Raw genomic sequence first — 13,523 nt, 5'->3', positions numbered from 1 at the left:
AGATGCAACAACGAGGTACAATTCAGACTATAGTGAAATTATTTAGCTATCCATTATGTGCGAGGAGATTGGTTGGATTAATTCCGGTGAATCATTTTTTGGATTATTAACTGCGGTTGAAACGGGATACATTTCCATCGCTTCATCAGGATAAGGTTTTAGCAGAGACAGTAAACGAGAAGTATCTTTATGCGCAACATCTATCCAGACTTCTTCATCAGATGGTCGGAGAATCACCGGCATTCGATTATGGATAGATGCAATGAATGCGTTTGCTGCGGTAGTAATAATGGTGAATGTTTTAATTTCCTGTTTCGATTCATCCAACCAAATGTCGTATAACCCAGCAAAAGAAAATAAGGAAACCTCTTTCAATTTAATTAAATACGGCATTTTTTGTCCGTTGATTTCTTTCCACTCATAAAACCCAGATGCTGGTACTAGACATCGTTTCGATTGCAACGCCGATTTAAAAGACGGTTTTTCCGCAATCGTTTCAGCTCGAGCGTTTATCATCTGGTAACCGATAGCAGGGTCTTTCGCCCAGAATGGGATTAATCCCCATTTCATTAATTCTAACCGAATCGGATTTTCTCGAATCACAATTGGAACGAGTTGCCCAGGAGCGATGTTATATCGTGCGGTTACCGAAAATGCTGGTTTTTCTTGAATTGCATATCGCTGGATGATACGTTCTGGCTCTAAGAGAATAAACCTACCACACATAAATTTATTATAGCATAGGAGAGCGAATTCTGGTTGTAGTTTCAAAATCTTTTTTGGTATGATGTATAACCGGTAAATGAGAGTAACCGTTCGGAAGGAAGAGGGATTATCCGTTTTCGATGACACGATACTCTTTCCTAATATAAAATTGAACCTTAAAATATGACTGACCAAATACGAAAACATGTGGTTTTCTTTGGAAAACTGTTCATTGTTATTGTAATATTCCTTCTGATATATCTCCTTTGGTCAATCCGGTACGGATATTTTAGTTCAGATGAGGTTAAGTTAGCCGATAGCCGGAAAATTATTCGATTTGAAGTACCTAAGAATTATCGGATTTCCTTAGTTACCAATTTACCATTAGCGCAAAGTATCGTTCTCGATAACTCTAGTACCGGTCAACGGATTTCAATTCAGCGTCGGCTCTGGCCTAGAAAAGACCGACTCCCGCAAGGGTTTATCGCTCGATTCAATCATCCGGGGAAAATTGTTGCATTCCGTACGACATTTACCCGACTTAAAAACCCGCTGATTCTTAAACATGGAAATACACTCGTTACAACCCATATCGTTCCGTATGTTCTGGTTGAAGACCGCCATGTTGCTCCGGTTAAAACCGGACTAGTTGCTTGTGTATATTGTCCGATAACAAAAAAGAGCTATTATATTACCAGCTCTGCCGAAGTGGATAAGTTTAATTGTGAAGAAATAATTCAGTTTATTCAGAAGATTCAATGTCATTAACCATGAGTTAATTTGCAGAATTAATAGACTAGCTAGAGCGTATTCTCTGTAATCTTGACGAGACGTTTTGATTATGATAATCCCATCTCCTGAATGGAAATCAGTGATAACGGAAATGTTCAAACAACCGGGTCTAATCATGCTGTTAGGTGCAATTGATACGGGGAAAAGTACGTTTGCGCAATATCTAATTCAGCAAGCACTTGAACAAAAATTAACCGTTGCGTTAATTGATGCTGATATGGGTCAGTCAACATTGGGCTTACCAGGTACGATTGGAATGAGATGTTTTACTCATCCAACCGATTTTCCGAAAGATCATTTAACTCTCGACGTGCAAGAACTTAGCAAAACATCAAAAGTGGTATTACACTTTATCGGAGATACTACGCCAGTTGGTCATCTGTTGACCACGCTTGTTGGAATAAAGAAACTGGTTGAAAAAGCAGTGGTATACAACGCGAATCTGGTTGTGATTGACACTACCGGCTTAGTTTATGGCGATATAGCGCAAGAGTTAAAATTTCGTAAAATTGAACTATTGCGTCCGAAATATCTAGTTGCATTTCAGCGGAATAAAGAAATCGAGCATCTACTGTCCCCGCAGGAGAAACTCGGTTGGAATAAGATATACCGGTTATTCGTTTCTGAAAAAGTTGTCCCACGAACCCAAGAGATGCGACGCATGTATCGCGAAAAGAAATTTGCTGCATATTTTAGTTCAGCACAATTACTTGAAATACCGTTAAGTCAAGTTGGATTTCATAACATGTGGTTTAATCTTGGGAGAAAGCTGCATCAAAATGAAGTTGCCTTTATAGAAACTACACTGGAGACCACGGTACTTTATGGTGAAAAATTCGGTGATAGTATTGGTTTAGTTATTGACGGAGGATATACCCGAGATGAATTTTATAAACTCAGTTCACATTTTGGGATAAAGAAATTTCACATTACTGAATTCGGACAACTTCAGAATTTAATGATCGGACTCAACTCTGAACAGAATGAGACTCTTGGTATCGGGTTGATTGACGATATCAATTTTCCGTCAAAAGAAATAAAAATATTTACACCTTTAGTCGATATTACATCTGTTCACTTGCTCGAATTTGGTTTCATCCGTATTGACCACTCGGGGAAAGAACTGGGACGAAATAATGCCAATAGCCATAATGTAAAACTATGGAGTAGAACCGCTGATTCCGAATAATCTAACCCTAGCGTAGGGCGGGAAACCAAATGGAGCTATCCAAATAAAAACCAAAGGAAAACTATGCATATCGACTCGTATGATTTTGGTAAAATCGTCATTAATGGGCAAGAGTTTCGATCTGATGTAATCATCTATCCGGATTATGTAGACAGTAATTGGTGGAGAAAGATAGGCCATGAACTCGGGATAGTTGATGTAGGAGAAGTCTTAACTCGTAATCCTGAAATTCTTATTATCGGAACAGGATATTTCGGGTTTATGCGCATCCTACCGGAAACTGAAAAATATCTGCAGGAACGGCATATTCGATTACTCGCTGGAAAAACAGGAGTCGTATGTAAAGAATATAACCAGCTTGCAGAATGTAAAACGCAGGTTATTGCTATGATGCATCTAACGTGTTGAATAGGATAAGACTATCATCAAACAAAATAACCGAAATCCCAAACCCGTTGATTAAATGAAATATCCATCGCTCCATTCTTGGACAGTTACTCCGCAAGAAGCTATAACCATTCAGAACGCACTGCGAGACCAGATTCGATACATTTCGATAAATATAGCATGGAGCAAATGCGATGTAATTGCTGGTATTGATGTGGGGTACTCTATTTCGCGAAATCAAGCAACCGCTGGAGTAGTGGTTTTACAGTATCCTACGTTAAAAATTGTTGAATCCGTTACCGCAACTAAAAGGATTCAATTTCCCTATGTTCCCGGTTTATTAACCTTTCGTGAAGGACCGGTTATTCTGTCAGCAGTTAGACAACTTAAAACCGTGCCGGATGTTTTCTTATTTGATGGTCAAGGGATCGCTCATCCACGGAGAATGGGAATTGCAACGCATCTTGGACTCTGGTTAAATAAACCGACGATCGGTTGTGCGAAAAGTTTACTCTATGGTCATGGGGTAACTCCAGGGAGTAAAAGAGGAGAAATATCATATTTATTTGATGAAAAAGAGTCCAATGAAATTATCGGAGCTATCGTTAGGACAAGAACACAGGTACGACCGGTTTATGTATCTGTCGGGCATAAAATTGATTTAAAACAAGCAATTGAAATTGTTCTCACGTGTACTCAAAAATATCGGATTCCAGAACCGATTCGGCTAGCGCATATTTTGATAAAACAGAAAGAGAAGAACCGATGATATGGGTCGATGCATCAACTGTGGAGTAATCTCAAAATTTGTGTCTTATCCACTCAATATTTGTTCAGCCTGTTTGCGGGATCAATTTGATAACGTGAGAGCGCAGGTTGAACACGTCCATTGTAAAATACGTGCAGAATTTGGTCTGCCGGAATATGCACCCAAACAACCCGATGGTATCCGGTGCGGGATATGCGTTCACGAATGCAGGATGGGAATAGGTATGCGCAGTTATTGCGGATTGCGATTGAACTGTGAGAATCAACTCAGCGGAGTTTCAGCAACGCAAGCGAATGTATCGTGGTATTTCGACCGATTACCTACTAACTGTGTTGCCGATTGGGTATGTCCCGGCGGAACGGGTTGTGGGTATCCCGACTATGCTTATGTCAATGGGGCAGAGTATGGATATAAAAATTTGGCGGTGTTCTACCATGCGTGTACATTCGATTGTCTTTTTTGCCAGAACTGGCATTATCGAGAACAAACATTTAACCAAAATTATGTTACCGCTGAACAACTTGCAGATGTAGTCGACGGGAGAACCGCATGTATATGTTATTTTGGCGGCGATCCAACCGCACAGTTACCCCATGCGATTTTAGTTGCTCGACTAGCACAACATAAAAAACGAAATCGGATTCTCCGTATCTGCTGGGAAACAAACGGGTCAATGAATCCTGAATTATTAGGAGAGATGCTCGAGTTAAGTTTAGAATCTGGCGGATGTATTAAATTTGATTTGAAAGCGTGGACGGAATCGGTTCATATTGGATTATGTGGTACGAGCAATAAGCGCACATTATCGAATTTCGCTCTTGCTGCAGAGCGCGTTCCAGAACGACCAATTCCACCACTTGTAATAGCAAGTACATTATTAATTCCAGGGTATGTTGAAATTGATGAGGTAAGTAAACTAGCTCAGTTTATCGCTCGTTTAAATCCGGATATACCATATTCATTGCTTGCGTTCCATCCGGAATTTTATATGACTGATCTACCACCAACATCAAAAAAACTCGCCGAAGATTGTAAACAGGCAGCATTACATGCCGGGGTTAATCGAGTTAATATTGGAAATATCCATCTCTTAACGGGGTGAATCCATAAATAATTACTAGTTACGATGTTCTTTCTGGAACAATAGCGAACGAATGGGGATGTTGCGCTCACGAAATTAGCGGAAAATTTGCTTAGAAAAGATTGATTTGCTGATAGTTAGGAATCTAGGTGAATCTGGCATAGATTCTGCGAAGTAGAAATAAAACTCTTGAAAAAATAAAAATTATTTTTTCAAAAGATGAAAGGGGGGAAATTCATGATTAAAAATCGATGGCTTATTTTAGTTTTAATTCTGCTGATTACCGGGGTTGGTATTGCTGAGCAACCAAATAAACCGGAAGCAGATAAATGTATATGGGGAGAAAATCCGTTGTATCCGATACCGAATACGGGGATGAATCCAAGCATGAATATAGGAGTAAATCCGGGTGGACCAGGGATGCTCCGATTTGATGCGATAGACCAATTGATGTTATGGGAACAAGCGGCGAAATTGTTAGATTTGTCTCCTGAACAGAAGAAACAAATCGAAACGATTTTTATTGAACAGAAAAAGAAGAATATCCGATTGAAAGCCGAGCTAGAGGTTCAGAAAATAGACCTATTAAATGCGTTACGAGATACTACTATCGACGAAGCGCAAATTAAAGAAATCAGTAGAAAAATTGGAAGGTTAACAGCAGAAATGATTGAATCTGGTATAGACAGTATTTTACAAGCGAAAAAAGTATTGACTCCGGAACAACAGAAGAAAGCTTTACAGTTCATTCAGCGATTAATCCAAAGACGCAGTGTCATGCCTATGCTGGGACAAGGACAACATCCACCAATCATACCACCGGGCTCGATGCCACGTGAATATACTCCCCAGTATCCGAGCGGATTTAAATCCTTTGACGAGAGTGAACCAGACAAAGAACAGCTACAAGAAGAAGAATCGGGAAACGATTAAATAATCCGGCAGCGTTTGGTTAATTGTCGATTAAACGCTGCCTGAAAATAATACACAAACTTTGATATCGTTTTCTTAGTCCCCTCGTATTACGCATCCGCTAACGATGTGGAATTTTGCAAACTTACTCGATGAAATTATTCTTTACAAAACCAGGTAAATTACGGTATATTATTTTCACAAATTATAAGTATCGGTTTCAAACAATCAACATTTAGTTCTTATGCCGGAGTGGCGGAACTGGCAGACGCAAGGGACTTAAAATCCCTCGGTTGGCAACGACCGTACCGGTTCAATTCCGGTCTCCGGCACCACTCCTTTTTAGCTACAATAGAATCAAACGTCTAATTTTTTTTTGTACACCATTTGTACACCAACTCGGTATCATCTTTATCATCTAACCCATTAACAAACTCCCGATTTTTCCCTGGAATGAAATGTCCATAAACCCGAATCGTAAAATCGATAGAGTAGTGTCCGAGCTGTTCTTTTACCTAGACTGGCGAGACGCCATTCATTAATAAAAACGCGGCATATTGATGACGCCAAGTATGGAACTTAAGATAACGGGCCCCGGCTTTTTTCAGACATTCATGCCAGGTCCAGTCCCGGAAATGATTTGGATTAATGCGGTTTCCTTTAATCGTGCAAAATACGAGCTCCGGATTCGACTTACCTAATGATTCATATAATTCTTGCTGGTTCGCTTTCCAGAGAAGGAGGGTTTTTTCCAGTTGCTGCGAGATATCAACTTTTCGTAGCTTACCATTTTTGGGTGGCGTTTCATATCCGTGTGAGAATGATTTATTAACCTCAATGAGTTTGTGGGCAAAATCGATGTCCTTCCAGCGTAACGCCACTAATTCTCCTATTCTCATTCCAGTCCGAGCAGCACATCACATAAAATAAACGGATAATAATGTGGGAACGATTCTTTAGCGGTGCGTAAGATAGCCCGCACTTCATCTTCCGAAAAGATTTCTACTGTTTGTATTTTCCCCTTACTATATTGTTTCAGGTATTTGGCGATACCGTTTACCGGATTGGCGCTAATAATTTCATCTACTATCGCTTCATTGAGTATAGTCCGGAGTGCCGAAAAAATCGAACTAACGGTTCTAGGTTTGATCTTACCCTGTTTAGATAAGTTGATAAAATAATCTTTAATTTTGGTCTTACTAATATTCTCCATCGGAAGTTCACCGAATACTGGTATCAGATAGAGCCGAATAAGTTCTTCATTCCGGATCGCTGTGGTTGGTTTCCAATGGAGCTGATCCTGTAGACATGCTGGATTTATCAATTGATTATGCCTATCGAATGGCGAATGCGTTTGATACCATTTATCCGCATATTCTTTGAAGGTTATGGTCGATTTCTTTATATGGTTATTTCCGGTATCCGGTAGGTGAAATTCAAGCGCTAATTTTTTCCGGTTATCCGCCGCAACTTTTTCCGCTTCCTTCTTATCATAACCAATAGCTCGGAAAATCGGATTCTTTTTACCAGGAACCTTGATAAACACCGACCATTTATCTTTTTTATTATATTTTTTATCCTGCTGTTTTACCCATACTGCGGCCATTTTTGGTTCACCTACTTCTATTAAAAAGTGTGATATGTAATGATTGCATAACCGCTATTGCAGGACCGGAGTCTACCCGATAATTTCGCTACCTGTCAAGCTGCATTTTGATAATGTGCGATTGATCTCATAATATCAGCGGTTAACTGTGCAACTCGTTCTGGCCCTGGATCCACTTTTGGACGGCAGTTTCGTTCTATCCAGAGGTCAAATTCCGATTTCTTAACCAAGACCCGATGACCGGTTTTGAAATGCGGAATTCCATCCGGTTCACGCAACCGCCTTTTCAGGGACGACACAGATAATCCGGAATACCGACTTAATTCTTTTAGTGATAAATAGCGGTCTTCAGTGGCATCCATAAACATTTATTGATTAATAGTTATCTTCACGCTTTGATAACCAGTATTAATACGGTTCATCATCGTAGATATATCCGCTGACCATATCAAATTTAATTTAATGATCTGGTTCCTACTTCCACAACATAGTTGGTAATTTAATGGTATTGCTAAAAATAGCTCGGTTCATTAGTTTGGGTACCAAGTCCTCCCCGGTTGTTTGATCAATTATTACGATTGGATAGTGTCTAGAATCGGGACCTGGAACCCGGGATTTGATTACTAGAGGCTCTAACCTCCTGCGGGGTAAAGATTTTGAATCATGAGGATTGGTATTTGTGTTTTCGTATTCTTTCTTATGTTTATTAGAAGCTACATTACGTAAAACGGATTTGGATATCGCCGGCTCTCTTTTGGTTCGTTTATACGCTGATTCCAGTGAGACCAATGTTTCCTTGACTGTATAGGGATCCAGTTCCTTTTGTGTTTTAAGAACCTGGTTAGCAAAATCAAGCAGAAATGGTTTCGCTGCATGGGTTTTCATGTGGTTCAACAACGTTCGCACACTAACATTAGCGACGATGGTGGTCAGAATTCACCCTTGGTGTTCCAGTATGCCAAAACCAATGACTTCGCCAGGCGCACCACGGCCGAGGTAACCTTTCTGTTTGCCGCCAAAGTAGCTTTAATCGCATACGATTTAACCAGACAATTGGTGCGCTTCTTGTTCCAGAAAATGTGTGATTTTTTGTCGAGATAGGCGATACTATCGATGCAGCGTATGGTAGTTCACGTGCAAATCTTTGGCCGCTTTATACGCCGGAATCTCCAGACTACAATAATGCAATATCTACGCTTCCCGTTGCCATTTCAAACGTTGATTTTCAAAAGCAACGCGCGCATTAATAGCGTTGATTCTACAATTGATATATCCGATTTCCGTGACAGCGAGGAACTCGTTGACCATGAATAATTAAATCTATTTCTGTAAGCATTGACTAAGCAGTTTAGAACTTAGTCCAGATTTTGCCTAATCACCAAATTTAATTTCCGAAATTATAAAAAAGGGATATTAATTCCGAAAAGTTATATGTCATACTGCAACTTATCCAAGGAAAACCATATACTGATGGTGAGGAGTGTGTTTGTGGAACTAATTATACTGGTATAGTAGGTATGGTTCGGCATCACCTGTTAACGGTTGAAATAATTTCAATCATCATAGTCTACCAGTTGTTGAACGATATGATGGTATGTTAGCCATCGATTGGAATAAATTGAATGAGGAGCGAGAATCGGCATTAAAAACCGAATCAGTTTTTACTATATCTCTCTAGAACTTCGTTAAATTTTCGTCCTGCCAGAGCGCATACCAGATGGGACCACCAGCCCCGTAAATCTCCTGACCGACGGTACCATTTTTCGGATTTTTATCATTCCAGTTCGGTTCTCGGCACCAACCCATATGCGCATCTTCTAGGGGAACATAACTTGAATAGTCTATTGACCATAATCCCCGACTATCTCCGCCGGTTTCTTCACTTCCTTCTTTCACTAAAGACCATTTTGCACCGGATTTAATTAGAATAGGCGGCATGGTATAATATGACTGCATCGGTCCATATTTCCAGCTATCCGATAATAACTGTTTCACTTCAGGAGTAAGGTCTTGACTGGCAAGACGGTAAAAATCTTTTAGATATCTTCGACAATGATGGTTTTCGCATTCCGCCATACAATGATTTCCAGGAGTAGGACAGAAACTCCAAAATGTTCGGATGTGTTCGCCGACACCATAATCACATTCCCATAAACTCGCCCAACGTAAGGTGTTGGCTAATGGGATATAAGCAAGGTCCCGATATCGTTCGTCGCCGGTAACTTGATATAACCGATATAAACCAACCGCGCCAGACGCAGTATAATTCAGTTCATAAGCATACTGGAATTCTAATCCGGCCACAACTTCAGCAGCTTTTTTTGCTGCTTCCAGACATTCGGTATCTTTTCCGTGACTCATATCATAATAGTCCATCATAAGATTAATAAACATACCAGTAACATCATATTCATACATATGCCATTCCTCTCCGGTCTCCCAGTTAAAAAATGCAAATTGATAGTTAAATTGTTTTCCAACTTTAAGATAAAAATCGCGGGTACCTTGAAACATCCGAATAGCATCCGGATTTCCCAGTTTCGCTAAATCACTCATCTGCATCCCAGGAAAAAAGTAATACCAGCCGGATTGAGTTGAAGAAACGGGTGCAATGCCATCAGAGAAGGTTTTTAGTTTATCATCCCAAAAAGTTGGAATAGTTTTTTCGAGCTTCGAAACAATTTGTTGCGCAGTTTTCTGTTCCGGATGCTTTTTTAGATAGTGAAGTAATGGAACGAGTATTTCTAATTGCGTGATTAATTCTCCATACGGACCTCGACGGTCTTTAACATACGCGGTTAGATATTCTACTCCGTTAGTTGGTTTTGACCAATTGCCTGGGTCATTTAGACTTTCAATCAGTTTTGGAACTATATCGTTTGCCCAATCGATTGTTTCCATCGGTGGTTTGGGGATATATTGATATACCACTGCTAGCATTTCGACAAATTTCTTACAAACGGCAGCGGAATTAGTGCCAAATTCAGATGTAAGATATAGATAAGCATCATTAATACAGATTTTTTTACCACGGGGAACGGTTAATCTTACCGGACGTTGGTATCCGAACCTTCCGCTTGTATCTCTAATTTCATACTTTTGATAAATTTTCTCTTTGGGAACAGGCGCAGGCGCTTTCGTGAAATAAACTGAATACGGTTCAGGGTGTCCCCAGATTGGAAGAGTTACCGCTCCTTCTGACCAACCAGTGTCAGGTCCACTATTAAACGGATTTTCAAATCCGGTTAACCGATATAGGTCATTCAACGAAGTATAATCTTCAAAATATAATGCGGTAACATCCATATCTCGGTCGTAAAAGTAAATAAGTCCAGAAGCAGGTCCAATCTGAGCACAATATTTTTTAATCCGATGCCAATTCGGATAAAATGCACATTCTGGTGGATTATCCGCAATAGTTAAATATTGTTGTTCTGGAACAATATACGCAAACCATCGGAATAATCCTGGATGCGTTCGATATGCGATAAATCTCGATTCGATGGTGCCCCAGGTTGTTTTCGTTAAAAATTCTATTTGAAACTCGGTCATAGTATCTCGATAAGATATTTTTTTATCTCGGGTTGTGTGTATTGGCATCAATTGTGTTCCATTAACGATACTGGTTGCTATTCCGTTATTTTTTGAATCAATCGCAGTTTCAACTGTATAAATAATAATCATATTTTTACTACCTTCTATTTCCGGCTGGTTGTAATATACTGTAAATTTACCAGAACGAAGAATAAACCCTTGGTTATCGCGTTTTAAATATTCAACAGAACTACTATATATAGGTTGATTCATAACTATGTACCCCGAAATGATTAACGTTAGGTTGATACCTATTTTTTTAAAAATTTGATTCATAGAGTGTTGGTTCCTTATAAAATGAGATGTTTAGATTTTGACCTAGGAAAGCCGATATTCAAATTATTTTAAAAATGTTTATTACCACAAATACTGTTCTCTAACCGAATTTTTTAAGCTTATTCAATTACACCATGAATGTTCAATTATACAACATTAAGAATAATGTTTCAAGTAAATTATAGTAAATTGTTAAATATTATTTAATAAAAAAATACTCAAAATTTATAAAATATTTCTTGACAATATATAAAAAATGTGATATATTTTTAGAAGATTATATTTTTGAACAATATGAAACCAAAAACTACCTTAAAAGATATTGCAAAAAAATTGAATATTTCTGTTTCGAGTGTATCCTTAGCACTAAATAATAAACCTGGTATCTCAGACTCACTTCGTAAAGAAATTTATAAAACCTGTCTTGAGCTCGGATATAATCTTGACCGATTTAACCAAAATGAAGGGTTCGGAGGTAATGTAGGTTTATTATTGCGTGAGGAGTTTTTAGTAAGTGGTGAAGCGTTTTATACCCGGATGGTGCATGCAGCGCAAGAAGAAGCCGAACGACGTAATTATCATGTAATATTGAATTCAGTTTCACAACAAGAAATATCCGATTTTGAGAAACCGCATTTTTTTCAGAATGATATTAAAGGAATTTTAATCGCTGGATATATGCCTCCGGACTATGTTCGATTTCTATTACGGCAGCAGGTACCGATAGTATTAATGGGATATGATATCGTTAATCTTAGGTTAGATAGTATTGAATGTGAAAATTTTATAGGCGCATATACTGCGGTGAATTATTTGATCGAAAAAGGACACAGAACGATTGGATTAATTGGTGGAGTCCCGGAACATTACTCACCATTATTACGGATGGCAGGATATCGAATGGCATTAGCACAAGCCCAACTACCGCTCATACCTGAAATAATCGTTGACGATTTACCGCAATCAAATATTATTCTTGGCCTCGAAGCAACTCTAGATATTTTGAAAAGATACAAAGGGAAAATTGACGCCTTTTTCTGTGTAACTGATAACTATGCTACAGGATGTATGAAAGCAATCCGCGAAGCAGGATATCGAGTACCAGAAGAAATTAGCGTTGTTGGTTTTGATAATATGGATTGGGTAGCGCATTTAACCCCAGGACTAACCACGATGAATATTCCAACATTGCAAATGGGATTAGCCGGAATGCAACGGTTACTCGAATTGATTGAAGCAAAAGTGAACCAGCAGGAAAATGTCCCACGAAAAATTCTTTTTCCTGTAGAGTTAGTTGTTCGCGAATCAGTAGCGGAAGTAAAAAGCGCAATTGAAGTGCAAAATGGAGTATCAGCATAGTAATTCTAATTATTTTAAAAAGCGGTGAACTATTTTTGTTCCAACAAAATAAACAGAAAGAAATAAAAGGATAATAAGAGGAAGGAGAAGGTAGCTATGAACAAATATGTTATGCTGGCGATATGGCTTTTATGTAGTGCAGTTGTTGTCTACGGCGGACCGCCACCAGGGCCGTTTAATCCGGATGGTGATACTGTGTTATTGCTTCATTTTGATGATACTACCTATATTGACCTTAGTCCGAATGCCTTTTCGGTGAGTATGTCAACCATTGCGGGGTATAGTGACCCTACTATAGGAACTTCAATGTATGGTTTTGGAAAAGCATTATTTGGTGCCGGCGGAAATATCAACGGATTAATTATCGATACTACGGGCTCGATATCACGTACTGAAGGACCGATAACTATTGAAGCATGGTATATTTTACCAAGCGTAAATAGCACGCTTGAATATTCAAATTGCGTTCTTGATTTAGGGGCCGGCCGATTCCTATTATCAATACGTAATCCAGGAATTCCAGCAGATACCTCGGGTAACCACTATATGCAGTTGGTTGCATATACATTGTCTGGATCTCCCCAATGGGATTATTGTTCGATTAGACCACAAGACGGATTCACTTATGATGAGTGGCATCATTATGCTATGGTTTATGATATATCTGAACCCATTGATGTCGATAAAGTTAAATTTTACTTCGATGGGAATCAAATTGCTACCAATTTAGGTGGTACTCCAATAACCGAAGCATATTGGAAAATATATTATCCTGCACTTGCTGCAGGACGGGTCTGGATTCCTACTGCACCGACTACGAATCTAATGCCATTCCGTGGTGCGGTAGATGAAC

13 protein-coding genes and 1 tRNA gene are annotated in these 13,523 nt (G+C 39.1%); 9 read left to right on the top strand and 5 right to left on the bottom strand.

The genetic code is table 11. The features are described 5' to 3' along the window. Nucleotides 1-42 precede the first annotated feature (42 nt). Nucleotides 43-726 carry an SOS response-associated peptidase gene (locus N3A72_08120; GenBank protein ID MCX7919557.1) on the bottom strand — a complete coding sequence of 228 codons (684 nt, stop codon included), beginning with the start codon at nucleotides 724-726 and terminating at the stop codon, nucleotides 43-45. Between the two features lie 162 nt (nucleotides 727-888). Between N3A72_08120 and N3A72_08115 the strand changes: the two genes are divergently transcribed. The 7 genes from N3A72_08115 to N3A72_08085 all read left to right on the top strand — a co-directional run bounded on the left by N3A72_08115 (nucleotide 889) and on the right by N3A72_08085 (nucleotide 6,170). Next, nucleotides 889-1,473, top strand: coding sequence for a hypothetical protein (locus tag N3A72_08115; GenBank protein MCX7919556.1), 585 nt, complete (start codon nucleotides 889-891; stop codon nucleotides 1,471-1,473). A gap of 73 nt (nucleotides 1,474-1,546) precedes the next feature. Next, nucleotides 1,547-2,686 (top strand): Clp1/GlmU family protein, encoded by a 1,140-nt coding sequence (locus tag N3A72_08110; GenBank protein ID MCX7919555.1) that lies wholly within the window; start codon nucleotides 1,547-1,549, stop codon nucleotides 2,684-2,686. A gap of 63 nt (nucleotides 2,687-2,749) precedes the next feature. Continuing rightward, a complete protein-coding gene (locus N3A72_08105; GenBank protein ID MCX7919554.1) occupies nucleotides 2,750-3,094 on the top strand; it encodes an MTH938/NDUFAF3 family protein in 345 nt (114 codons plus the stop codon). A gap of 55 nt (nucleotides 3,095-3,149) precedes the next feature. Further along, nucleotides 3,150-3,842, top strand: coding sequence for a deoxyribonuclease V (gene nfi, locus N3A72_08100; protein MCX7919553.1), 693 nt, complete (start codon nucleotides 3,150-3,152; stop codon nucleotides 3,840-3,842). 40 nt (nucleotides 3,843-3,882) lie between these two features. Then, nucleotides 3,883-4,944, top strand: a complete 1,062-nt coding sequence (locus tag N3A72_08095) for a radical SAM protein (protein ID MCX7919552.1) — start codon at nucleotides 3,883-3,885, stop codon at nucleotides 4,942-4,944. 216 nt (nucleotides 4,945-5,160) lie between these two features. Further along, nucleotides 5,161-5,856, top strand: coding sequence for a Spy/CpxP family protein refolding chaperone (locus N3A72_08090; GenBank protein ID MCX7919551.1), 696 nt, complete (start codon nucleotides 5,161-5,163; stop codon nucleotides 5,854-5,856). A 225-nt stretch (nucleotides 5,857-6,081) separates the two neighbouring features. After that, a tRNA-Leu gene (locus N3A72_08085) sits at nucleotides 6,082-6,170 on the top strand. Nucleotides 6,171-6,350: 180 nt separating this feature from the next. Here the strand turns inward: N3A72_08085 and N3A72_08080 are convergent. The 4 genes from N3A72_08080 to N3A72_08065 all read right to left on the bottom strand — a co-directional run bounded on the left by N3A72_08080 (nucleotide 6,351) and on the right by N3A72_08065 (nucleotide 11,248). Next, nucleotides 6,351-6,734, bottom strand: a complete 384-nt coding sequence (locus N3A72_08080) for a tyrosine-type recombinase/integrase (protein ID MCX7919550.1) — start codon at nucleotides 6,732-6,734, stop codon at nucleotides 6,351-6,353. Next, on the bottom strand, nucleotides 6,731-7,441 hold the full coding sequence (locus tag N3A72_08075) for a phage integrase SAM-like domain-containing protein (protein ID MCX7919549.1): 711 nt from the start codon (nucleotides 7,439-7,441) through the stop codon (nucleotides 6,731-6,733). Before N3A72_08075 ends, N3A72_08080 begins: the two co-directional genes overlap by 4 nt. Before the next feature lie 95 nt (nucleotides 7,442-7,536). After that, nucleotides 7,537-7,803, bottom strand: a complete 267-nt coding sequence (locus N3A72_08070; protein ID MCX7919548.1) for a helix-turn-helix domain-containing protein — start codon at nucleotides 7,801-7,803, stop codon at nucleotides 7,537-7,539. 1,312 nt (nucleotides 7,804-9,115) lie between these two features. After that, nucleotides 9,116-11,248, bottom strand: a complete 2,133-nt coding sequence (locus N3A72_08065) for a hypothetical protein (GenBank protein ID MCX7919547.1) — start codon at nucleotides 11,246-11,248, stop codon at nucleotides 9,116-9,118. 357 nt (nucleotides 11,249-11,605) lie between these two features. On the opposite strand from N3A72_08065, the gene N3A72_08060 reads away from it, so the two are divergent. Both N3A72_08060 and N3A72_08055 read left to right on the top strand, forming a co-directional pair. Then, a complete protein-coding gene (locus N3A72_08060) occupies nucleotides 11,606-12,670 on the top strand; it encodes a LacI family transcriptional regulator (GenBank protein MCX7919546.1) in 1,065 nt (354 codons plus the stop codon). Between the two features lie 96 nt (nucleotides 12,671-12,766). After that, on the top strand, nucleotides 12,767-13,523 hold a 757-nt coding region (locus tag N3A72_08055; protein ID MCX7919545.1), incomplete at its 3' end, for a LamG domain-containing protein.

It is taken from the genome of bacterium (genome assembly GCA_026416715.1).
In the GTDB taxonomy this organism is placed as follows: domain Bacteria; phylum UBP4; class UBA4092; order JAOAEQ01; family JAOAEQ01; genus JAOAEQ01.
This window is presented reverse-complemented; position numbering and strand designations above follow the sequence as displayed.

Coding starts and splice junctions, on each gene's coding strand:
- N3A72_08115 (MCX7919556.1), top strand. CDS start 889: ATGACTGACCAAATACGAAAACATGTGGTTTTCTTTGGAAAACTGTTC.
- N3A72_08110 (MCX7919555.1), top strand. CDS start 1,547: ATGATAATCCCATCTCCTGAATGGAAATCAGTGATAACGGAAATGTTC.
- N3A72_08065 (MCX7919547.1), bottom strand. CDS start 11,248: ATGAATCAACCTATATATAGTAGTTCTGTTGAATATTTAAAACGCGAT.
- nfi (MCX7919553.1), top strand. CDS start 3,150: ATGAAATATCCATCGCTCCATTCTTGGACAGTTACTCCGCAAGAAGCT.
- N3A72_08090 (MCX7919551.1), top strand. CDS start 5,161: ATGATTAAAAATCGATGGCTTATTTTAGTTTTAATTCTGCTGATTACC.
- N3A72_08105 (MCX7919554.1), top strand. CDS start 2,750: ATGCATATCGACTCGTATGATTTTGGTAAAATCGTCATTAATGGGCAA.
- N3A72_08075 (MCX7919549.1), bottom strand. CDS start 7,441: ATGGCCGCAGTATGGGTAAAACAGCAGGATAAAAAATATAATAAAAAA.
- N3A72_08060 (MCX7919546.1), top strand. CDS start 11,606: ATGAAACCAAAAACTACCTTAAAAGATATTGCAAAAAAATTGAATATT.
- N3A72_08070 (MCX7919548.1), bottom strand. CDS start 7,803: ATGGATGCCACTGAAGACCGCTATTTATCACTAAAAGAATTAAGTCGG.
- N3A72_08080 (MCX7919550.1), bottom strand. CDS start 6,734: ATGAGAATAGGAGAATTAGTGGCGTTACGCTGGAAGGACATCGATTTT.
- N3A72_08120 (MCX7919557.1), bottom strand. CDS start 726: ATGTGTGGTAGGTTTATTCTCTTAGAGCCAGAACGTATCATCCAGCGA.